This window comes from Nocardia sputi (assembly GCF_023501985.1).
Genome location: NZ_JAMFLC010000025.1, coordinates 19,188 through 42,606, shown reverse-complemented (window position 1 = coordinate 42,606; position 23,419 = coordinate 19,188). Strand labels below are relative to the sequence as shown.

Genomic DNA, 23,419 nt, shown 5'->3' with positions numbered 1-23,419 from the left:
GTCGATGTAGTCGCGCACCCGGGCCTGCTGGCTCCGGGACACCAGCGGGCCGATGTCGGTCGTCTCGTCGAAGGGGTCACCCACGCGCAGGGCCCGCACCATCTCGCCGAGTGCCTGGACGTACTCGTGATACCGGCTGCGTGGCAGCAGGATCCGGGCCTGCACGACGCAGGCCTGACCACCGTTCATGACACTTTGTCCACACCTGGGTGAGCGACGAGGTACGCACCGATGTCGCGGTCGCCGGGCAGGATGCTGACCACTCCCGGCGGGATACCGGTGTGCTGCAACAGTTCGGCCATGAGGTAGGCATTCGGTTTCCGATGACCGAAGCAGACCGCGCATCCTCATGGTGAGCGTGGCCGGTCCGAATCGATCCGCGATCACCCGCTGTCGGGTGGCAGAACATCGTGTCCGCAAAGGCATGAACGCGAACAGTCCACGGAGGCACTCCGTGGACTGTCGCGTATCGAACTCACTCCGATCGACTACCTGCCCGCGGGCAGGGGCAGGCTACTGCGCGTCGCCGAACGCCAGCCAATCGACATTTACGCTGTACAGGACGGTGTCGCCCCACGCCTTGACGACCAGGTCGAAACCCTGGCCCGTAACGTTTTCCGCTTCGACCGTCACCCGAGAATTGGCGCCGTTTCCTATGTCGACCATAGAAAGCCCCACCGTGACTTCCGGTGGCGCGATGAATGATTTGGCGAATGTGATGGGCTCTCGCCATTCACGCCATCCGGTGCCGCTCGTGAGGCCCCATCCCGACGAGACCAGGTAACCCACATAGGATCTACCACTTTCGAAGTGGTTGGGGGTGGTCTCGTTCACCGTGACAGTGAAATAATCGTTCTGGTCGATGTTCGTGCCGCTACCCGGCGTAGGCGCCACGGTGAAGGTGTGCTGCCCGGCGGCCGCCGGGATGAGGACCGCGACCGGGACCAGCGACTTGTGTGAGCTGGCTTCGTTCGTGAAGACCGACGCGGTGGCGATGACAGTCCCGTCCATCAGCAAATCGACGCTGACTTTTCCGGCGCTACCGCGCCATCCCGAGCCCGCGAACTGTACGTAGAGAGTCCCCCCATTACTGGTCATCGTCTGACTGAAAGAAGACTGGGCGTTATTTACCACAGGCGTGATTTGCATGGTTCCTACTCCCCTGAACGCGACTGTATACCCGCATATCCCCCGGCGAGGGAATGCGTAGTCATCAAAACGCTTGTAGAACCTGGATCATGCGTGCAACAAAGAAAAGCCGAACCAGCACTCGAGTGGCCACCGACTTCGGTGGAGGAATCCCCGGCTACAAGAATAGCGCGAACATCGCTGCCGCACAGCAGGTTTCACAATATCGCCGAAACGCCTATCACCCTCCGGCTCCGGGAAGGAAACGCACGCCCACCGTGGGCCGACGGCCGAGCGGCCGCCCACGGTTGGACGAGCGGCTTCCAGCCGGAGTTCGAGAGCGCGAGAAGAGGGAGGGAACCCGTGACGCGCGCGGTGGCTGCGGTCAATGAGTTCGGTGACCGCCTCGCGACAACACTGAGCCGTGTAGCTTCGCCGGACACTTGACACCACTCCATCTGTAGCACTACGGTGAGATCACTTCAGTTGCAGTACTACGACTGGGGCGGCAGATGTTCGAACTCAGCTTCTGCCTCCCCGCAGGCCAGGGTCTCCACCGGTTCGCGAAAGGCACGACCGACATGCGAAAGCAGCACGGCACCCACCCGATTCGAAACAACCAGCAGCGTTTCGTGGCTCGCCCCGTGCCTCCGCGGGGTGCCGCCACCGCCCAGAATGGATGGCCCCGGCACGGCAGGCGCGGAGCCAGGTAGCGCCTCGGCGGGACAGCCCACCGCACCCCGGTGATCCGGGCCCGGCGACACGAAATGGATCACAGCGGGAAGGGAATTGTCCCGCCGAACAAGTTGGCCCTGGGATCCGGCAAGGCCCAGTCGTGCCATGAAATATTTCGACGAGGCCGGGAGCCCGGCCGGGAAGACATGGTCTGAGATGCCTGACGTGAACATCTGGAGTGAAGAGTTCGGCGCCGTGACGGATGCGCCGATCCTGTTGATCATGGGATCGATGTCCCAGGGCATCCTGTGGCCGGACGAGTTCGTCGATCGCCTCGTCGCCGGAGGACGCCGGGTGATCCGGTACGACCACCGTGACACCGGTATGTCGGACGCCGTCGACTTCGCGGCGCAGCCGTACACGTGGGACGACATCAAAAACGACGTGTACCGCGTCATGGACGCGCACGGTCTGGAGAGCGCGCACCTGGTAGCCCACTCGGCGGGCGGACTACTCGCCCAGTTCGTCGCGGTGGAGCGGCCGGAGCGCGTGCGCTCGCTGACCGTCATCGGCTCCTCACCACTCGGCGGCGACGAAGGTAAGGTGCTCATGCGGGCCCTGACCGGACAGCCACAGCCAGAGGGGAGCCTGCCCGAGCCCACGCCGGAGTTCGCGTCCTTCTACCGAGCGCTGATAGCCGGCCCACCGCCGGAGGACCGGCGCGCCCGGATCAACGGCATGATCGCCGAGCAGCGCATGCTGCACGGCACGGGACTGCCGTTCGACGAGGACGCGGCGCGTCGGCTCCAGGAACGGATCTACGACCGCGCCCGCGACCTGTCCACGGTGGCCAACCACCGACTGGCCGCGGCGGCCGACCCGGACTTCGAGCCGGTGGGCGTGCTGCACCAGGTGAAGGCGCCCACGCTGGTCATCGAGGGCAGCCACGAACCGGCCAAGCCCGGCCATGGCGCGATCATCGCCGAGCAGATCCCGGGGGCGCGGCTGATGATCGTGGCGGGCATGGGCCACACGCTGCCGCCGGAAGTGCACGAGGAGCTGGCCGCCGCCATCCTCGCGCATACATCGGAGTGACGTCTGCTCGAGCCTCCCACCGCACCAGCGGGTTACGCGAATTGCAGTCGCGGCGGACAGCGGCTGATCGTCGCGGCTGAGCTCGCAGACCCGACAACGAATCGTCACTGTCGGCCACTACTGGCGCAGCGCAGACACGGAGAATTCGACATGCGTCCGCTCAACGGTGGGTTCGTGAATACCGCTGTAGCGGTTGGGCATCACTATGCAGTACAGGCCGCCGGTCTCGTTGGTCATGCAGTAGACCGGTCGTGTCGATTCTGGGCCCCTCCCGATTCACGCTGGTCACCGATGTGCTGGATTGTGATCTGCTGCGGGTCTTCTGACGGCGCCGGCCCTGTGTTCTCATCCCATGGATGCCACGCCGGCATGCCTCCCCCGATACCGGCGGCCAGGATCGCGGTCGCCAACAGGCCGTAGCCGGACCGGGATCTCGTCGCATTCGCCTGCTGCCGAGGCGGAGCGGGCTGCGGTACAGGGGTATTCGGGTTCGACATGCCAGACAGTCAACATCATCGTGTCCCCAGTCGGATAGACCGAGCGGAGCTGCTGGTCAACCGGTAATCGAACGGACCCAGCCCGGGACTGCTGCGGATCGGATCCACCGCCGAAAGCGGGTCATCGGTCGCGGCGCACGACTGTTTGTTCCTCCCGCCTCCGCGCGCTCACACATCGGCGATCGGGTTCTGATGACCGGTGGCCGCGATGACGCCGATACCACGCCGGTATCGGAGCGACGGCGCGGGACAGCACCCGACATGACCGCCGGATCGCCGTCATTCCAGAGGACACCCAGCGCGGTCGGCGGCTCGGGTCGCGCCTTGCCGAGAGGAAACTCGGATCCGAGATCCCCTACACCCCACGCCGATACGCGAGTCATCGAAGAATCAACCGAATTAGATAGGTCAATCCGAGTCCGGAATGAAGATCAAATTGTGTTACCTGGGCACAATATTTTGTTAGCCCATTATTAACGGTGATTATTGACACAATAAGAGAAGTAGATTTGCTGGTTTCTTTTTCTTAACGTTGCTGGTGCGCGCCGTGATGGCGCTGTTATCCATCTGTGGAAAGGAAGCTCCGTACATGTTCTCTCGTAAGATCCTGGTCGCCGCCGGCGCCGTCTCCGCCGCCGCCCTGTTCTTCGGCCCGGTCGCGGTGGCCTCCGCCACCGGCTCCGCCGCCGCGGGCTCCGCTGCCACCGGCTCTGCCACCACTGGCTCCGCAGGCCTGGCCTCGGGTTCGGCCGATGGCGGCTCCTCCACGGGTTCGGCCGGCTCGTCTTCCGGTTCCGCCATGCTCGACTCCGGAAGCTCGGCCGTCGACGGCGGCACCTCCGCCATCGTCAACATTATCGATGCGATCACCGGCGTCAGAGATCTGACCCAGCCTCAGCCCGCCGCCTGATTCGGACTCGTAGAGCCTCGGCATCTACGCTATTGCAGCGGATTTGCCAGAATCGAAACTCAGAACACATTATTGAAGTAACCGATGCGGATGAGCTCTGACATCAACGGCTTCGGATTACCCGACAACATCACGACACTGGCGCAACCCGAAGTCAATCCTCATCTGTAACCGGCGGCAATCGAATTCGGCCCTCAGCCGGAACTGAGCCATGGATGGCAAGTGCCGGCGCGCCGCCGCCCTCACCGCGACGTCTTGACAGCAGTACCCGGAGTCCGCCGAGTCGGCGGCAGCCGACGCGCGCACCAGCGCGACCACGCCGCTGCCGTGCGAGCACGAGGACCAGCACTGCAGGAGATAGTTTCGGTGGGGGCGTCGGCCGCCGATCGGCGGGAGTATCGCGGCGAATCCCTGACACGGCGGGGTCGAACCCCGGCATGATCCGGATCGGCGCGACCGGCGCGCTGCCAGCGTTCTCCTTCGAACCGATTCCGCGTCCAGCTCCCTCTAGAGGCAGCTCGGCGACCGTGTCGAGTACCGCATGGTCGCTGGACCATTCGGTCAGCGCGTATCAGCGTGCACGGTCGCCGAGGCGAGGCCGAAGACGGAGGTGTCGGCGCTGCGGGCGGTCAGAGATATCGCGGCCCGCCGGGTGGCCGGATCGACAGATCGGACCGCGCCGTCGAACGTGATCTCGGCGGGCCGATGGGCGGCGATGAGAACCGGCGTGGCGAACTGTACGTAATAGTTGATGACGCTGTCGGGGACACCGAGCCATTCGGTCAAGCAGGCCGCACCGAGTCCCATCGTCAGCATCCCATGGGCAGCGACCGCGTCCAGGCTTGCGTGCCGGGCTGCGGCGTCGTGCCAGTGGATGGGGTTGATGTCGCCGGAGACACCGGCGTAGTGAACGAGTTCGCCCCGGGAGAGCCTCACCGTGCGCGGCGGGAAGCGCTGCCCCACCGTAAGCTCCGGAACGGCGATGTGCCGGTCGGGCCGCGCCGCGAGCGGCTCGGCGATCCACTCTGAAATCTCCGCCTGTGATGACGTCGGCACGCGGTCGATCAGGTCCAGCATGGCGAGCGCTTCCACGGTCGGCGAGGTGTCGTGGTGGCGGCCGGCGAGAGTGGTGTGCACGGTCTGCACCACGGCATCCGTCTGATCGCGAATGGTCATGGTGACGGCGATCAGGTCGCCGCCCGGCGTGGGTCGGCGGGAGTCCACGGTGATCTCGTGTGTCAGCCGATCGCCGGCGGCCACCGGGCGATGGCAGTGGATGTCCTGCTCTACGTGAAGCAGATGCGCCGGATCGTAGCCGTTGAGTGCGGCGCGCATGAGCGCCCGTTGCGCGAGGGAGCCAACCGCGGAGGCGAAGGTGATCGGGGCGAGCAGTCCGGAGTAGCCGAGTTCGCGGGCCGCGCCGTCGTCCCAGTGGGCGGGATGGAAATCCTGGACAGCGCGGGCGAAGTCCCGAATTTTCTCCCGCCCGACCTCGTAGTGGTCGGCGGCGGTGTATCGACGGCCGACGCTGGGGTGCGGGTGCATGGCGAAGCCTCCTCGGGTCAACGGGATGTCCGCGCGGCGAAGATCCGTTGCCCGTGCGCGGCCAACGGCTGATCCGGACCGGGCAGCACCAGCCACGGAGGCAGATCCGCCGCGACGAGTTCGGACCGCCATTGGGACTCCGTCAAGAAGATGCGGTCGGTTCCCGCCCGCACATCGTCGTGGCCGGGTCGGACGCCGCCAGGTCGGGGAGACATCAGGAAGTGCATGGACGTCAGCAACTGGAAGTGTTCACGACACGACTCGATGACGACGAGCCGGCCGCCCGGGCGCAGCAGCTCGCGCAGCCGCCGCAACGCCACGCCGCAGCGGTGGGCATTGTGCAGCACATTCGCGGCCAGGATGATGTCGACCGACTGTGGCGGCGGAAGCTCGGCATTCAGGTCGACCAGGTCGAACCGCAGCCAGGGATAGTGCGAGAAGCGGGTTCGGGCGGCGTCGAGGAAGAACGACGACACATCGGTGAAGTGATATTCGACGGGCATTCCGTCCAGCATCGGTAGCAGGTCGGCGGTGGTACCGCCGACGCCGGCGCCCAGTTCCAGGATGCGCACGGGGTGGCGGTCGATGGCCAATGCGTCCACCGCGCGGGTGACGATCGCACCGGCGGCGGCGTTCAGGTACCGGTTGACCGGATTGTCTCGGTATGCGGCCTCGGCGGTGAGCAGGTCCCCGTCCGGAAACAGCAGTTCCTGAGCGAGCACCTTGTCCTGTAACAGCTCGAGGGCTTGCCGGTTGGCGGCCGTGAAGAACCGCGCGAGTTGTCCGGAGAACCCGAGATCGGCGCAGACCTGGTCGAGATCTGCGCGCACCGGTGTGGCAGCCGCCTGAAGCGATGAAAATTTCTGATCCGCGTCGTATTTCAGCACTCCGCGCGAGGTGAGCAGGCCGAGCCAGCGACGCAGCAGCCAGCGATGCCGCGGCGCGACTTCGAGCGTGGACGCGAGGTCGTCCTCGGAACGCGCCACACCACCGTACAAAGCCGGTCGCAGCGCCGCGGCCATGGCCCGCAACCCGAACAGATCGAGGTCATCGCGCGCGGACAGGCACTGCCGCGCATCGAAGTCCGCGACGGCGTTCGAGGCGCGTGCGGCGATTTCGAACGTCTCGTCGGTGGTCATCGCGGACCGTCCAGCGGCGGGATGTTGTGATTGCAGCGGAACAGGTTGTCGGGATCATAGGTGGCCTTGAGCCGCTGCAGCCGCGGGTAGGAATCGGGATGATAGGCGCGGCGCACCCGTTCCGCGGACGCGGTGTCGTCGAGGATGCCGATATAGGGCCCGCCCGCGGAACAACCCTGGAGCGCGGCCACGACCTCGGCGATCCACCGGCGTGAAGGATCCAGGTCGGTTCCGGCGGGACCGCCGGAGAACATAACGGCGTGGTAGGCGGCGTCGTGGTAGCCGAACGCGGTCGCGTCCACCGGCACGCGCCGAAGCGCGCCGCCGAGTTGATGGACCGAGACGAGCGAATACGGGGTCGGCATCCGCCCCGCGAGATCGATGAGTGCCTCGATGGCGTCGTCATCGAACGCGCGCAGCCACTCGGTGCCGGTGGCAGTGCCGTGGCCTTCGTGAAAGGCCTGCTCTGTATTGCGTTGCAGCTCGGGGTATTCCAGCGGACGGATGAGGTCGAGCTCGGGTTCGCCCAGGCGCTTCAGCCTCGCCAATTCCGTCCGAGCACGGTCGCGCGGCCCGAAATAGGCGACGGTGACCGCCGCCATCGGCGGTCCTTCGGGGGCGGTGGGGGGCCAGTGCAGCAAGGTGGCGCGCAGCGCCAACTCGTCCGGGGATTCGGCACAGAGCTCGCGGAACTCGCGGAAGACTCTGCGCCCCTCCTCGATCCGGAACAGCAGTGTGCCCGCGTGCATCGAGCCGATCGGATGCAGCTCGAACTCCAGAGCCACGACGATCCCGAAATTGCCGCCACCGCCGCGCAGCGCCCACAGCAGGTCGGGGTGATGGTCGGGAGTGGCGTGCACCAGCCGACCGTCGGCCAGCACGACCTGCGCGGAGCGCACACTGTCGCAGGTGAACCCGGCCATACGCTGCAACCAGCCGCTGCCGCCGCACAGAGTGGACCCGATCACGCCGACGGTCGACACGTCCGCTCCGGTCACGGCCAAACCGTGCCGATGACAGGCACGGTCGAATTCCGCCCAGGTGACGCCCGCTCCGACAGTGGCGCGGCGGGCGATGGGGTCGACGGTGATCGTCCGCAGTCCCGACAGATCGAGCAGCAGGGAGCCGTCGGCCGCCGCATGCCGCGCGACTTCGTGTCCGCCGCCGCGCACCGATACAGCCAGCTGGTGCCGCTGCGCCGTCGTCACGGCGGCCCGCACATCAGGCACCCGGGCGCACCGCACGACGGCCACCGGACGTTGGTCGACAGCCGTATTCCAGCGCTGCCGGGCCCGGTCGTAGCCTGGATCGCCCGGCGCCAGGACGGCGCCCCGGCATGCCGTGCGCAAGTCGGCGAGGTAGTCGGTGGTCGGTCGTGTGGTGGTCATACGGCGGCGAACTCCTCGGAGACGACGATGGGAGGGTGTGCCGTGGCGGACAGCAGTTCGAGGTAGTCGGTCAGGACCTCCGGCATCCGGCGGCGCAGGTAGCGGGTGAATGGGTCGTTGCAGGCGGCGCGCGGCGGGTCGGCGCGTACGGCCTCCAGGTCCATCTGATGTTCCGGGCGGCCGACCGCGAGGAACCGGCCGTCCGCCGAGTCGAGCAGGACCGCGCACTCCGGCGGCAGTGCGGCCGCGAGCGCAGCGGGGGTGACGGCGTCCGTGGCGTCGCGATCGAACAGCGCGTTCGGGATACCGGCGACCACGGTCGCGTCCCGCCGTACCGTCTCGGCGAGCGCGGCAATCCGGTCGGTGGTGTCGCGAGCGGGCAGATCACGCCATGGGACGATGCGGCTGAGGCCGGGTGCGGGCGCGTCGACGGTCAGCACCACGTCGTAGCGGTAGCGGGTCAGCTCGGTGTCGGCCCGCATCGGCTTCGCGTAGCACGCGACCCGCACCGATCGGGGGTGCCGCCGAGCGATTCGAGCGAAAACCCGGGGATCGCACAGGAGCTCTTCGTCGGCGTCCAGCCGTGCGGCCGCCCGTCGCGCCAGGTCGTCGGCGCGCAGCCCCGGAGTGCGGGCCTGTTCCAACCAGAGAGCGAAGTCCTGAGCGTTGGCGAGGTTACGGATGTCTCCGACGACGACGGTGCCCCCGGGTGCGACCATGTCGAGTGCGTCATCGAGTACGGCGGTGAGATAGCGCTCGTCCGGAAAGCACTGCGTCACGCTGTTGAGCACCACGCAGTCCGGTCGCCCGGCCGGCTCGAGTCGGCGCAACGCCGTCCGCACCCGGTCGCCGGCGAGTTCGTGTGCGGCGGCCCGCAGTACCGCCACTCTCGGAAGCCCGCGTGCGCGCAGCCTCTCGACTACAGGTTCGGCCGGATCGAGCCCGAGGTAGCCGCGTGTCGACGAGTGCAGGCGGTGGACGAGAAGACCACTGCCGCAACCGACTTCGAGAACGATTCCGGGGCGGGCGCGCCGCACCAGTCCGACAGCGTGGTCGATCCACTCCAGCATGTGCTCGCGGGGGAACGCCGCACCGGTATCGGAGGCGCGCCACCCGGAAAGGTCGAGATCATCGCCGTGGCGCAGTTCTTCCGACGAGTACACGTACTCGTATACGTGCCGCCAGTGCTCGAGATACTCGGTGAGCAGTTCCCCGGGAACGGGCCGCACCGTGACGGCCGCGGCGGCGGGCCGCACCACGACCACGTCGCGGTACCCGTCCCGTCGTGCCGAGTCCACCCACGGGTGCCGGTCGAGCATGGAGACCAGCTGATCGGTCACGGGTTCCGCGCCTCCGATACCGCGGCGAGCTCGGCCGCGGCGAACATGCGGTACACGCGTTCCGGGTCGTTGGCCGCGTGCGCTCGCCCGCCGTGCACATCACGCCAGAAACGCTGTACGGCACTGTCCGGCCGCAAGGCGCGACCGCCGGAGTTCTCGAACAGCCGGTCCATGGCGGCCACGGCGCGCTCGGTACCGCGCACCTGGTCGCGACGCAGCCGCAACCGGTCGCGCGGTCCGATGGGTTTCTCGGCCTCCGCCAGCACGTACAGTTCGTCGATATTGTGCGTGAGCTGCCGCCACGCCGCATCGATCTCCGTGGCGGCCACGGCGATCCGCTCCAGTGTGGCCGGATCGTGGCGGAACGCGTCGCCACTGTAGCCGGTGTCTTTGCGGGCGTCGCCGGGTAGGGCGGCGCGCACGCGGTCGCGTTGCTGTTCGAGGTGTGCGCGGTAGCCGCCGCGCGCCATGCCGACGATGGCGGCGGTGATGGCGCTGGTGTGCAGGCAACCGAACGGAATCCGGTACAGCGCGCCGTCGTTGACCTGCTGACCTGGTGTGCGGCAGGCGGTCACCGCGTCGGCGCCGAGCACCCGGTGCGCGGGCACGAACACCTCGTCGACATGGATATCGTTGCTTCCGGTGCCGCGCAGACCGATCGCCTGCCACACGTCGGTGACCGTGTAGTCGTCGGCGGGCACCAGGAAGGTGCACGAATCGACCGGTTCGCCGTCGACGACGACCTTCGCGCCCAGTAACGCCCAGCGGGCGTGGTCGCAGCCGGAGGCGAATCCCCAGGCGCCGCTGAGCCGATAGCCGCCCTCGACGGGAACGGCGGTGCCGGTCATGGCGTACGAGGAGCAGATGAAAGTGTCGGTGTCGGTACCCCACACTTCGTCCTGGGCGCGGCTGTCGAACAGCGCGATATTCCAGGGGGATACGCCGAGCACGGACGCGACCCATCCGGTGGAGCCGCACGCCGAGGACAGCTCGGCTACCGCCGTATAGAAGACGGCGGGGTGTGCTTCGTGTCCGCCGTAGCGCCGCGGGCGCAGCAGGCCGAAGAACCCCGTGGCGGTGAGTTCGGTGAGGGACTCCACCGGGATCCGCCGAGCGTGTTCGGTGTCCGGGGCACGTTTGCTCAGCGTCGGCAGCAGTGCACCGACCGCGGCGAGTACCGCGGTGGTGGCGTCGTCGGTCATTGCGTTGTCCTCCATAGCGGGTCGGGTGGTCCAGGAAGCGGGCGTCGGCCGCACCAGCGGCTGCGGTGAATCGTCAGCGGGTGAAGCGCAACAGTCCGGTCGCCGGGTCGGCGTCGGCAGGCCGCAGCCCGGCCGCACGGGCCTCGGCCGTGAGCCGGTCGGCGTCGGCAGGCCAGACATGGTGTTCGGTGCGTACCTCCTGCACCAGCCGGTCGCCCTGGTAGGTGCGATAGGTCATCCGCCAGATCAAGGAGTCCGCGTCCACCGGGTCGGCCCGGCTCCAGCCCTCGTAACGCAGGTCACCGGCGCGGGCGGTGGTGTAGCGCCGTTCCGCTGAGGGTTCGACGCGACCGGGACGCTGCACTTCCACCACGGCGTCACCGCCCGGGACCAGTGCGTCCGCGATGGCCGCCCACACCCGCGGACGGGTGGCGGCGTCGAAGTGCCCGATCACCCCGAGAGCGACCACCGCCGCACACCGCGCGGGCAGTCGGGTATCCAGGAAACCCGTAGGCAGTACGGTGATTCGCTCACGCAGGTCCTTGCGGGCCGCCAGTCTCGACAGCAGTACCGCGCGCATCGCGGCGGCCGGTTCCACCGCCACGATCCGCGCGTCGGGTAGCGCGTCGGCGACCAGCATAGTGGACAGTCCGGTGCCCGCCCCGACATCGGCGACCGGTCCGGCGATGGTGTCCACCCCGGCGAGCAGTTTGGTCAGCACCGGTTCCACTCCGGCCACATACGGTGTGGCCATGAGGTCGTAGAACTCCGCCGCGGCGGCGTAGTCGTCGGTCACGGCTTCTCCGAATCATCAAGGCTCGCAAGCAGTTCCGACACCAGATGAGCGACCGTGACGACCGCGGGCGGTCGCAGCAGGGCATAGTGATGCGCGGCGACGGGCCGGGAATCGATCACGACGTCGGTATGCGCGGCCCATCCGAGGTCCGAGAGATCGCCGCAGTCGTCGACTCCCATGCCGACCCCGGAATTGTGCGGCGCGGGCAACTCGGCCCGCACCAACAGCATGTCGAGTCCAGCACCGTCGAGATCACCGGTCTGGTGCGCGCCGAGCGCGCGCAGATGACGCCGGAAGACGTCCTCCTTGAGCCGCTGATCGGCGGGAGCGCCGCGTTCGACGAGGCCCGCGTCCGCGAGTCGGCGCCGCACCTCGGCGCGCTGCAGGTCATCCGGCGCCCGGTCGAAGTCGGGTCCGAACATGCCGGTGTCGATATCCAATTCGAGGAACGCCGCCAGCGATCCGAGATAACGCGTCCAGAAGCCGCGCCCGTCGACATGGTGAATGCGGTCGGCGATATTCGAGTCGAGCAGGACCAGCGCCTCCACGGTCTCACCGGCCGCGCGCAGCCGCCGGGCCACCTCGTGTGCGATGATCCCGCCCATCGACCAGCCGCCGATGCGGTACGGACCGGCGGGCTGGTGAGCCCGCACCACGCCCTCGTACACCCGTGCCAGTTCGGCGATCGTCTCCGGACCGGGCGCGCCGACCAGTTCCGGGTCCTGGATGCCGATGATCGGTGCGCGGGTATCGAGTGTCCGGGCCAGATCGACGTAACAGAGTACGTCGCCACCGGTCGGGTGGATCAGGAACAGTGGTCGGCCGGTGCCGTCGCGCAGCGGGACCAGGCAGTCGCGTGGAAGCGGCTGTTCCGGAGCCTCCTGGCGCGCGGCGGTGGCGACCGCGGCCAGGGTCGGGTCGGCGAGGAACTCCCGCGGCGTCACCACCAGGCCGAGTTCCCCGCGCAGGCGGTTGAGCATCCTGATGGCGAGTACGGAATCTCCCCCGGCGGTGAAGAAGTCGGTACCACGGTCGATATCGAGCGGGGCGTCCACCATCCGCTCCCACAGTTCGGCGATGGCGCGCTCGGTGGCGGTGGCGGGCGGGCCGCTCACCGTGGCGGGACTCGGCGCACCTGCCGTGGGCGCGGGCTTCTCGGTGTCGGGCAACTCGACCGTCGCCGTCCAGGTCTCGGGCCGGTCCACGAGCGCGGTGACGGTATCGCACACCTCCGCGAACAGGGTGTCGAGCACGCCCGGCGGGAACAGTTCCGCGACGGCGTCCAGATTCACCGCCACCGAATCGTCCCAGTCCCACTGGAACACCTGCATGTCCAGGGCCACCTGCGGCGTGCGCACGCGCTGGTAGAAGTCGCGTACTCCGACCGTGTCGGGGGTGCCGCCCGGCGGATGCAGCCCGAGGGTGCTGTGGAAGACGACCGGGGCCTGGGGGGCGGTGTCGCGCCGGCGCCGGGCCAGTTCCCGCACCACCTCCACGCCGGTGACCTGTCCGTGGTCGAGCATGGTGGCGGTAGCCTCCTGCACATGCCGTGCGGCGGTCAGGAACGTCGGCCGGACGGGCAGGGCGATATCGAGCAGCACCGTGCCCGCGTAGGGGCCGATGGCGTGATCGAGATCGCGAGGCAGGTGTAACCGGTTGAGATACAGCACATTCAGCAGGAACCGGCGGTGCCCGGCCAACCGGGCCAGCGCCAATGCCCAGCAGGTGGCGAACGCGGCGGTCGGGGTGATGTTGTACTCGGCACAGCGATCGCGTAGGACCGCCATGCGCTCGCCGGTCACCCGGAATTCGCGACGCTCCAGAGTGTCGGGGCGCACTTGGTCGAACGGCATCGCCAAGGGCAGCGCCGGGGCGGGCGGCAGATCGTCGATCCGTTCCCACCACCAGTCTCGCTGTGCCTGCCATTCGGGTTCGTCACGCTGCCGGGAGACGGTCTCCACGTAGTCGCCGAAGTGGGCGGTGAGCGCTGGCAACACGGTATTCGGGTCGTCGAGGTAGGTGAACAGCTCGGTGAACATCAACTGGACGGACCATCCGTCGGCCACGAGCAGACTGCACACGATATGCAGGCTCACTTCGTCGCCCGGAAGCCGGGCGGCGGTGATGGTGAACGGCCACGGATCCATTCGCGGGCCGGTGCGCTGTAGTTCGGCGCGGATGGCGGCGAGCCGCCGATCGATCTCACCGGCGTCGGCGCTCCGCAGGTCGAGGTGGGTGATGGGGAGAGTGGCCAATCGGGGGTCGTCGGCGAGCAGCACCTGCTGGGTGCCGTCCGGCAGGAAGATCGCCCGCAGCATGGGTTGGCGTTCCACCTGCCGCCGCACCACCGTGTCGAGAACCGTGGGGTCGATGCCCGTGAGCCGGAAGTCGACATAGTTGTGCGCTGAGTCGTAACTCAGTGCGTATCCGTGCTGCTGTCCCACCCAATACGCCTGCTGCAGCGGAGTGAGCGGGAACGGTGCGGTGGGGTCGGCCTGCCGTGTCAGTTCGACGGCGGTTACCGCGATACCGGTGCGACGTTCGTCGATCAGCGCGATGAGGTCGGCGAACGAGAGATCCCCTACCAGTTCCGCCACGGGCACAGCGACGCCTAGTCGCTGGCGCACCATGGTGGCCATGCGCACCGCCAGCACCGAATCGCCGCCCAGGCCCACGAATGTGGAGTCGGGCCGTACGACACCGGCGTCGAGGTTGAGCACCTGGGTCCAGATGGCGGCCACGGCGTCGGTGACGTCCTCGTCCCCCTCTGCCCGGCTCATCGCGGCGTCCGGGGCGGTCCACGCCTCCGGAGCCGCGGCGAGGCGGCGCAGCCACGCCACATAGGAGGTGAACGCCGTATCCGCGGCCGCGGAATCGAGGACGGTTTCGAGGACATCCCACTGCAGTTGCAGACCGCCGGCGTGGACGAATGCCTGGTGGTCGAGCCACACCTGCGGGGTCTGGCTCACCCCGTGCACGATCGGGCCCGCCCACTCCAGGTCCGGGGCGCCGCCGACCAGTTGGGCGACATCGAGCGCACTGGTGAACACCACCGGCAGCAGCCTGCGCTGCCCGGTGCGGGTGGACAGTTCGGCGAGCAGATCCAGCGCGGAGTACTCGCGGTGGTCGATGTCATCGAAGAGGCGCCGTTGGGTCTGTGCGGCCCGTTCGGCGAAGGTTCCTCCGGCGATGCGGTCCACCTCATGGGCGAGCAGCGTGGTGAAATCGCCGATCGCGGAGTCTATGCCTGGCAGGGCCACCGGCCGGTCGACCAGGGTCAGCGACAGGGTGAACCGGTCGTCGCCGGACCAGGCGGCGAGCACGTCCGCATAGGCGGTGAGCAGGACCGCCGAGGGCGTGACACCGTGATCGGCGGCCAACCGCCGCAGCTGCTGCCATTCCTCGGGTGCGAGCCGGGCATCGCGGCGGCCGAACCACGGCTGGGCCTGGGTGCGGGTGTGTGTAGGCAGGTCGGGCGGACCGGCCAGGTCCTCCATCCGGCTGTGCCAATAGTCGATCGCCCGCCGCCGGGCCGCGGAGTCCGAGCGGGACTCGGTGTATGCCACGTAGTCGGCGAACCGGGTCGGCAGCGGCGGCAATTCGGCCGTCGGGTCGGTGTAGAGCAGACGCAGGTCGCGGTCGAGGACCAGGAAACTCCCGGCGTCACAGATGAGGGCGTCGATTCCGAGGAACAGCCGGGTGGTGGTGTCGTCCAGTACCGCGGCACGCACATCGAACAGCGGCCAGCGGTCGGGACGGTGCACCCGATGAGACAGCCGCCGCCGCAACTCGGTGAGGGTGTCCTCGCGCGCCTGGCCTGCGGAGGTGGTGAGGTCGTGGCGACGAATCCGGAACTCCGGCACCTCGGCGAGGATCTGGTTGTGTCCGTCCTCGGTGATGACGGCGCGCAGCATCTCGTGTCGCCGGATCGCCAGGTTCCACGCCTGCTCGTAGCGTTCCAGATCCAGTTTGTCGCAATCGTATTCGAGATAGATGTGACAGGACACGTCGCTCAGGCCGAACGCGCCCGATCGGCCCACCCAGTACGCGTGCTGTACCCGGGTCAGCGGGAATACGGCGGGATCCGCCTCGACGACCGGTATCTCGTCCCGACGAACGGGTTGGATGGCGGCGGCGGGAGACGCGGACGAATCGACGCTCGCCGCGGGCATCGGCGGGCGGCGATCTCGCAGCAGTGTGGCGAAGGCGGCCACGGTGGAGTGCGAGAGCAGCTCGCGCATGCGGATATCGGTGCGTTCCCGCTCGTTGAGGATGTCCAACATGCGCGTCGCCAGCATGGAGGTTCCGCCGAGCGCGAAGAAGTCGGCTTCGGCGTCGTCGACCTGCTCGCCCAGCGTGTCCGCCCAGAGGGCGGCGATCGTCTCCTCTTCCGGAACGGCGAACCGCGGGGGTTCGTCGGGACGTTCCGTAATGTCGTTCGGCGCCGTAGCAACGAGAGCACCGTTGGACAGCGCGGGTGCGGCGAACGACGCGACCGGCTCGAAGACCGCCGCCGGGGACTCGGTCGGTGCGCTCACCACCGATACGAGCTCCGGTCGCACCTCTGGTACGAGCTCGGAACGCACCTCTGGTTCGACGACGGTCGCGAACCCGTTCGTCTCCGCAACGCGATCGGATACCACGAGATCCGATTCGGCCGGTGGCACTTCGCCGACGGCAGGCGGATCGATCCAGATCCGGCGGCGCTGGAAGGGGTGGACGGGCAGGCGGACACGCCGGCGACGGCGGTGCAGGGCCGCCACATCGATATCCGCACCGCCGCACCAGAGGTGGCCTACGGCGGTGAGCAGCGCGGCACGGTCGGCGGTGGCGCCCTCCGTCCGCTCCTCGGCCTCGGGCAGGGTGCTCAGCGCGGCGGTGAGGCCCTCGGGTGCGTTGCGGCGCGCGAGCGTGGCGAGGGTGCTGCCCGGCCCTACCTGGACGAGGGTGGTCGGGGCCGCCGCCGTCGCGGTCCGCAAGGCAGAGGCGAAGAGTACCGGTTCACGCAGGTGCCGCGCCCAGTGCTCGGCGTCCAGGGATCGGGTCCTGCGGCCGGTGAGAGTGCTGTAGAGCGGCAGAGCAGCCGGTGCGACCGGGACGCTCGCCGCCGCGGCGCGCAGCGGCGGGACCGCGGCCGCCACGGCAGGCGAGTGCAGGGCCGCTGCGACGTGCAGTCTGCTCGAGCGGATTCCGGCTCGACCGAGGGCGGCCGCGAACGCCTCGACAGCCGTGGCGGGTCCGGAGACCACACAGGCATCCGGGCCGTTGACCGCTGCCAACGCTATCTCCGGGTAGCGTGCCAGCGCCGCGCGCGCGTCCTCCTCGGCGAGTGGGACCGCCAGCATCGCGCCAGGCGCGGCATCGGCCAGCGCCGCCGATCGAACCGCCACCAGGCGCGCGGCGTCGGGCAGGCTGAGTACTCCCGCGACCACCGCGGCCGCGTACTCGCCGAGGCTGTGGCCGATGACACCGTCGGGTTCGATGCCGTAGCCGCGCAGAGTCGCCGCGGTGGCGAGCGACACCGCGAACAGGGCAGGCTGCCCGTAGCGCACGTCGTCGACGTCCTGCTGCGGGGCGTGGCCGGTGACGATTTCGCGGATGTCGTAGTCGAGTAGGGGGTTCAGCGCTTCGGCGCAGTCGTCGATGCAGGCTGTGAACACCGGCTCGTCGCGGTAGAGCCCGGCACCCATCCCCGAATACTGCGCACCCGCTCCCGGGAAGGCGAAGACGATGTCCGATCGCCTCGGCGGTACCTGTGCGAGGGCGATCGGGCGCGGGCCCGGGTCCTGAGCGGTCAATAGTGCGGTGGCACGCCATCCGGAGTCCGAATGCCGGCCGCTCGAGACGGTGTAGGCGTAGTCGGCCCTCGCGTCGGCCGTCACGACGGTCGCGGCCTGCGCGAGTTGGTCTCGGCATCCGGACTCCGCTGCGGCCGAGATCAACAGCAGTTGTGCGCGCAGGTCGGGATCGGGGTCGTTCGACTCACCGTGCGGGGGCGCCTGTTCGAGCAGCACGTGGCAGTTGGTGCCGCCGATGCCGATCGAGCTCACCCCGGCGATCCTGGTGCCGTCGCGCTCCGGCCAGTCCCGGGTGTGCTCGACGGCCTCGAACAGCCCGCGCCTGCGTTCCAGATCAGGATGGGCGGGACGCGCGTGCAGGGTTGCCGGGATGCGGCGATGCCACAGAGCGAGTGCGGTTTTGATCAGCGACGCGATTCCGGCCGCGCTGTTGGTGTGGCCGATATTGCTCTTCACCGAGCCCAAGGCGATCGGCTCGGGCGCCGTGCGGTCGGCGAAGACCGCGGTCAGCGCCGACAGTTCGATCTGGTCGCCGAGGGCGGTCGCCGTGCCGTGTGCCTCGATCAGGTCGACGGCGTCGATCCCGATATCGGCCACGGCGAGCGCCTCGCTGATCGCACGCGCGTGCCCGGCCGCCGATGGGGCGGTGAAACCGGCCTTACCGCCACCGTCGTGGTTCAGCGCGCTGCCGCGCAGCACCGCGTAGATCGGGTCGCCGTCGGCCAGCGCGTCCGCGAGCCGCCGCAGGACCACCATGCCCACGCCCTGGCTGTGCACCATGCCGGTCGCGTCCGCCCCGAACGACCGGGTATGCCCGTCGGCGGAGAAGATCGCATCGGGCACGTGCAGGTAGCCGCGGCCCTGCGGGACGATCAGTGACGCACCGCCTGCCAGCGCCGCGTCGCACTCCTCCGACAGGAGTGCCTGCGCGGCCAGGTGTACCGCGACCAGCGAGGTAGCGCAGGCGGCCTGCACCGCTACCGCGGGGCCGGTGAGGTCGAGCCGGTAGGCGATCTGCTGGGGGAAGTAGTCGGTGAGCGTGCCCGTTTCCGCCTGCAGCCGACCGAGCGGATCCCGCTGCGCGCCTTGGCGGTAGGCGATGAGGTTGTGCTCCAGATAGTCGCTGTGCGAGGCCCCGGTGAACACGCCGACCGCGTCCAGTCCGGTGCCACCGCGGTGCCCGGCGTCGCCGAGGGCGTCCCACGCGCATTCCAGCAGCAGCCGCAGCTGCGGATCCATCAGGGCGGCATCGCGTGCGACGATGCCGAAATGCTCCGGGTCGAATCGGTCCTGTCCGTCGATGACCGCCCCGACCGGCACATAGTTGCGGTGCTCGCGCAGTTCGGCGGGTACCCCGCTCGCGGCGAGCTCCGCGTCGTCGAACCGGGTCAGACCTTCCCGGCCCGAGGCGATCAGGTCCCAGTAGGCGGCCAGGTCCGGTGCGCCCGGGAATCTACAGGCCATCCCGACGATGGCGACGGCATTGTCGTCGTTCACGATTCGATCTCCAATTCCGAGTCCACCGCCAGGTGGCCCCGCATCATGGCCAGCACCGGACAGGACGCCTCCACGAGCTGGTGCAGCTCGCGATACCGGGCCGCTTCGTGCGGGCCGCCCACCCGGGCACGGACCCGGATACGACCCGGTTGCACCGGCTCGGCGAGCCCGAAGACGGGCCCGAGGTCCACGTCGGCGTCGACGTCCACCGACAGCGAATGGACAGCGATACCCAGCCGTGCCGCGTGGAAGCGGTACGTGACCGCCTGACAGGTGCCCAGTGCGGCCAGCGCCATCCCGATCGGGTCGGGACCGGCGTCGCCGCCGCCCGCGGCCACGGGTTCGTCGACCACGAGGGTGTGCTTGCCGATGCGCACCCGCATCTCGGTGGGTGTATCCGGACGGTGTTCGGTACGGACGGTGAACCGCTGTCTGCGGTCGGCCGCGCGGCTCGCGGCGGTGCGCAGCCGGAACACGGTGTCAGCGAACGACATCCGCGAGCCTCGCTTTCGATCGGTGGGCGCGTCGACGGTGGCCGCGCGCTATGGCGTCGGTGAGATCGATCGACACGGCGCCGGATTCGCGGGTCGAGGTCTCCTGATCGGTGTGGTCGACGATCCAGTCCGTCAACCGCCGGACGGTGCCGAGCCGGAAGATGTCCGGCACGGTGAGCACCGAAGTGAGGTGCCGCAGCTTGCGATGGGCCCGGACCAGGGTCAGGGAGGTGGCGCCGAGATCGTTGAACGGGGTGGTCGCCGCGATACCTGGGCCGAGCAGGTCGGTGAAGACCTCGACGACCGCGGATTCGATCCGCGCGCGGGTGGCCGTGATGGTCGGCATCGCAGCGGTGAGGACGAGCTCGGCCGCGTCGCCGTAGTGCGCCTCGGCGACGAGGCCGCGGGCCGTGGCCGCCGTATGCAGACGACCGACCCACTCGGCGGCGTTGTTCTCGGTGACGCCGTCGAGGGGTTGCGCACGCAGTGTCAACGTCAGTCCCAGCGCCTCGGCTTGTCGCGCCGCGTGCAGCAGCCAGTCGTCGGCCGGTGTGCTCGCCTGTTCCTCCGCCGCAACCGATGTCTCGGCGAGATCGCCGGCTGTGGCGGCCGTCCCCCGGGCGGGCGCTGGAGCGGCCACCGGGGCGATTCGGCCGAGATCCGGTCGTCCGTTTTCGGTCGGAAGTCCATTGATCGCCGGGCTGTATTCGGCCGGTGCGGTGGTTCCCGTCTCGGCTTCCTCGCGACGGAACGGGTTCGGCAATCGGGAATGGTCGACCTTGCCGTTGGATGTCAACGGCACGGCGTCCAGAAGCACCCACCGGGACGGCACCATGTACTGCGGCAGGTGACGCGCCGCGTGGGTGGTGAGTTCCGCGGTGTCCGCCGGTGAGTCACCGGCCACCACGTAGACCACGAGCTGCGGCCGGTCGTCCGCCCCCGGTACCGCCGCCGCCACACACCGGCGCACGGCTGGATGCCGGTGGAGTACGGCCTCGATCTCCCCGAGTTCGATGCGGTGGCCGCGGACCTTGACTTGCCGGTCGACGCGGCCGAGGAACTCGATGGCGCCGTCGGGCCGCCACTTGCCCAGGTCACCGGTGCGGTACAGCCGGTCTCCCAGCCGGTCGTGCCGGATGAAACGTCGGGCGGTCTGCTCGTCGTCCCCGACATACCCGCGTGCCAGACCAGCCCCTCCGATGTGCAGTTCACCCGGTACGCCGACCGGACAGGGCAGGCCGTCCTCGTCGAGCACGAGGAAGAACTGCTCGCGCAGCGCCCTGCCGTACGGGATGCTGGTCCACTCGGGACGCACTTCCTGAACGGGATGGCAGATCGACCAGATGGCGGCTTCGGTCGCGCCGCCCAGACTGATCACGCGCACCTGCTCACCGATCACCGCGCGCAGCCGACCGGGCAGCGACAGCGGAATCCAGTCACCCGACAGCAGCAGCACGCGCAGCCACCGCAGCCGCGCGGCCGCCGCCGGGTCGGCCTCGGCGTATTCGACGAGCATCTCCGCGAGCGCGGGGGCCGTGTTCCACACCGTCACCCGGTGAGCGGCGACGAGTTCGCACCAGTGGCCCGGATCGCGCAACCGGTCGGCGTCCGGGAGTACCAGCGCCCCTCCCGCGCCGAGCACGCCGAAGATGTCGTAGACGGACAGATCGAAACTCAGCGCCGACAGCGCGAGCACCCGATCGCCCGGACCGATGCCGAAGCGATCGTTGATGTCGTCGATCGTGGTGCGGGCGGCGCGGTGCTCGACGGCCACCCCCTTGGGTTCACCGGTCGATCCAGAGGTGAAGATGACGTAGGCCAGGTCGTCGTCCGCGGTGGCGATCGGCTCGCCGACGCTGACAGCACCGCCAGGAGCGTCGAGCGGGTGCGCGATGACGTTTTCCGGCAGCTCCACACCGGGTACGGCGAGAGCATGTCCGATCCCGGCGCGGCGACAGACCGAGGCAATGCGGGAGGCGGGCCATTCCGGCTCGATCGGGACGAATGTCGCTCCAGCCCAGAGAATCCCGTAGACGGCGACGATCTGATCCGCAGATTTGGGAGCGAGCACCGCCACTCGATCGCGCGGTCGGACACCGGCCGCGATCAGCCGCCCGGCGATGGCGCGCGCCCGTGTAGACACCTCGCTGTGCGTGAGCAGTCCTGCGGTGGAGAGCACAGCCGCGGACTCCGGCCGCTCGGCCACCTGGTGGCGCTGCAGGTCCGTGAGCAACCCCGCACCGAGTCCGGATGGAAGCGGTCGCACCGTCTCGAAATACGGATTCCAACCCAGTTCCGCGGTGTCCCAGGCGGTCTCGTCCTGGGCCAGCCGCCGCAGCAGGCGGGCGTGGGCGGCGAGCATCCGATCCACGAACTCGGGCGGGAAGACTTCCTCGACGGCATCCCACGCCAGCCGCAATCCCCCGGCCTCGTCCCAGACGATGTGGTCGAGGGTCACCTGCGGTGTCTGCGAGACTCCGAACACCTCGTCTCCCAACCAGCCCGCGGCCGGGCCGTCGGCCTGGCCGAGACCGACCCCGCTGGTGAACACCACCGGGTAACGCGGCGCGAGGTCGGCGGTCTGCTCGCGCTGCACCTCGACGCCGCTGTAGGAGCGGTGTTCCAGGTCGGCCCAGAACCGCGTGTTGACGCGGCGAGCGTAGTCGGCGAACCCGAGCCAATCGCCCGGGTTCGGGGCCGGCATCTCGACCAGCGCGGTGGTGCTGAAATCCCCGACGACGCCCTCGTTGTCCCCGCCTTCGTCGGATCGGTCGAACAGGGTGGCGTTGAGGCAGAACGCGTCGGTGGCTCCCCACCGCGACAAGGTGAGTCCGAAAGCCGCGAGCAGCACCGCGGTAGGGCTGAGGCCACGCTGCGCGGCGCGAGAGCCGAGAGCCGTCCAGTGTTCCGGTGCGAGCCGCGCCTCGTGGCGCCGGAATCGGGCGGTGCGAATCGTTTCGGGTGCGACCGCATAGGGCAGCCGAGGGCCGGGCGGCAGGCCGGCCAGCCGCTCCTGCCAGTAGGCGCGATCCCGTTCCCGGCGGCCCACCTCGGCCGCCCGGCGGGCGCGCACGATACTGAGGAACGAGGTCGGCGGCGGTGGCAGCGCCGCGTCTGGATCGGCGACCAACTCACCCCACTCCCGCATGAGCTGAATCCAGCTCGCCATATCCAGCACGATGATGTCGAATCCGACGAACAGCCGCAGCGCGCCGGACGGCAGAAGCGCGGCGTGGATGTCGAACAACGGTCCTGTCGCGGTATCGCGCACCTGATGTGACTTCTCGTGGCGCAGCCGCGCCAAGGTCGCGGCGGCATCGCCTGCGGCATCCCGCAGGTCGGTAACCTCGATGCGGTAGCGCCGCCCCGGCGGCAGTACCCGTTGACGGCCGTCGTCGGTCACGATGGCCCGCAGCATGTCGTGGCGGGCAACCACCGTGTTCCACGCCGTCTCCAGCGCGCCGACTTCGGCCCGCGCGTCGGCTGCCACGAATCGTTCCGGATCGCGGTCGAATTCGAAGTAGTAGAACGTGGCCACCCCCCCGAGCGGCATGCCGGCCTCGCGGCCCACCCAGTAGGACGCCTGGATGGGGGTCAGTTCTTCTTCGACGACGATCTCGGACGCCGCGACGGGCGGCGTCGGCGAGACGGTCTCTCGACGCGTCGGATCGACTGATTCCCTGCGCTTTTCGATCTCCGCGACCAACGAGTCGAGCGTGGCTCCGACGAAGGCTTCCAGTGGCACGCGCACCCCGGTGCGTTCGGCCAGACGCAGGTGCAGACGGGCGGCGAGAAAGGAATCCAGCCCGTGTTCCTGCAAGGGGCGCTGTGCGTCGATCCCGCCCGCATCGATTCCGAGAACCGTTGCGGCGCAACGCCGAACTTCTGTATCGATTGTCGCCATCTCCAGCCCTT

The 23,419-nt window shown here is 68.8% G+C and carries 13 protein-coding genes and 1 pseudogene; 2 read left to right on the top strand and 12 right to left on the bottom strand.

The window, feature by feature from the left end; all coding sequences use genetic code 11:
* Positions 1 to 15 precede the first annotated feature (15 nt).
* The 3 genes and pseudogenes from M8859_RS29275 to M8859_RS29265 all read right to left on the bottom strand — a co-directional run.
* Positions 16 to 189 (bottom strand): annotated as a pseudogene (locus tag M8859_RS29275) (aldehyde dehydrogenase family protein); the annotation flags it as partial.
* Positions 186 to 302 (bottom strand): aldehyde dehydrogenase family protein, encoded by a 117-nt coding sequence (locus M8859_RS29270; RefSeq protein ID WP_223514945.1) that lies wholly within the window; start codon positions 300 to 302, stop codon positions 186 to 188. The gene M8859_RS29270 and the pseudogene M8859_RS29275, both read right to left, overlap by 4 nt.
* A 211-nt stretch (positions 303 to 513) precedes the next feature.
* A complete protein-coding gene (locus M8859_RS29265) occupies positions 514 to 1,098 on the bottom strand; it encodes an H-type lectin domain-containing protein (RefSeq protein WP_195070828.1) in 585 nt (194 codons plus the stop codon).
* A gap of 930 nt (positions 1,099 to 2,028) precedes the next feature.
* On the opposite strand from M8859_RS29265, the gene M8859_RS29260 reads away from it, so the two are divergent.
* A complete protein-coding gene (locus M8859_RS29260; RefSeq protein WP_249645142.1) occupies positions 2,029 to 2,898 on the top strand; it encodes an alpha/beta hydrolase in 870 nt (289 codons plus the stop codon).
* A gap of 1,086 nt (positions 2,899 to 3,984) precedes the next feature.
* Positions 3,985 to 4,305 (top strand): hypothetical protein, encoded by a 321-nt coding sequence (locus M8859_RS29255; protein WP_195070826.1) that lies wholly within the window; start codon positions 3,985 to 3,987, stop codon positions 4,303 to 4,305.
* 561 nt (positions 4,306 to 4,866) lie between these two features.
* Here the strand turns inward: M8859_RS29255 and M8859_RS29250 are convergent.
* From M8859_RS29250 to M8859_RS29210, 9 genes are all read right to left on the bottom strand, one after another.
* Complete coding sequence (locus M8859_RS29250) at positions 4,867 to 5,850, bottom strand: fused (3R)-hydroxyacyl-ACP dehydratase subunits HadA/HadB (protein WP_159927039.1); 984 nt, start codon at positions 5,848 to 5,850, stop codon at positions 4,867 to 4,869.
* A gap of 17 nt (positions 5,851 to 5,867) precedes the next feature.
* Positions 5,868 to 6,989, bottom strand: a complete 1,122-nt coding sequence (locus M8859_RS29245) for a class I SAM-dependent methyltransferase (RefSeq protein ID WP_159927041.1) — start codon at positions 6,987 to 6,989, stop codon at positions 5,868 to 5,870.
* Positions 6,986 to 8,377, bottom strand: a complete 1,392-nt coding sequence (locus tag M8859_RS29240; protein WP_249645141.1) for an FAD-binding oxidoreductase — start codon at positions 8,375 to 8,377, stop codon at positions 6,986 to 6,988. The genes M8859_RS29245 and M8859_RS29240 overlap by 4 nt, the downstream gene beginning before the upstream one ends.
* Positions 8,374 to 9,717 (bottom strand): class I SAM-dependent methyltransferase, encoded by a 1,344-nt coding sequence (locus M8859_RS29235; protein WP_249645140.1) that lies wholly within the window; start codon positions 9,715 to 9,717, stop codon positions 8,374 to 8,376. Before M8859_RS29235 ends, M8859_RS29240 begins: the two co-directional genes overlap by 4 nt.
* Positions 9,714 to 10,919, bottom strand: a complete 1,206-nt coding sequence (gene hsaA / locus M8859_RS29230) for a 3-hydroxy-9,10-secoandrosta-1,3,5(10)-triene-9,17-dione monooxygenase oxygenase subunit (protein WP_159927045.1) — start codon at positions 10,917 to 10,919, stop codon at positions 9,714 to 9,716. Before hsaA ends, M8859_RS29235 begins: the two co-directional genes overlap by 4 nt.
* A gap of 73 nt (positions 10,920 to 10,992) precedes the next feature.
* Positions 10,993 to 11,715, bottom strand: a complete 723-nt coding sequence (locus tag M8859_RS29225) for a class I SAM-dependent methyltransferase (RefSeq protein WP_159927047.1) — start codon at positions 11,713 to 11,715, stop codon at positions 10,993 to 10,995.
* Positions 11,712 to 19,010 (bottom strand): type I polyketide synthase, encoded by a 7,299-nt coding sequence (locus M8859_RS29220; protein ID WP_195070821.1) that lies wholly within the window; start codon positions 19,008 to 19,010, stop codon positions 11,712 to 11,714. The genes M8859_RS29225 and M8859_RS29220 overlap by 4 nt, the downstream gene beginning before the upstream one ends.
* Complete coding sequence (locus M8859_RS29215) at positions 19,007 to 19,504, bottom strand: OsmC family protein (protein WP_159927051.1); 498 nt, start codon at positions 19,502 to 19,504, stop codon at positions 19,007 to 19,009. Before M8859_RS29215 ends, M8859_RS29220 begins: the two co-directional genes overlap by 4 nt.
* A complete protein-coding gene (locus M8859_RS29210; RefSeq protein WP_249645139.1) occupies positions 19,491 to 23,408 on the bottom strand; it encodes a non-ribosomal peptide synthetase in 3,918 nt (1,305 codons plus the stop codon). The genes M8859_RS29215 and M8859_RS29210 overlap by 14 nt, the downstream gene beginning before the upstream one ends.
* Positions 23,409 to 23,419: the final 11 nt, after the last annotated feature.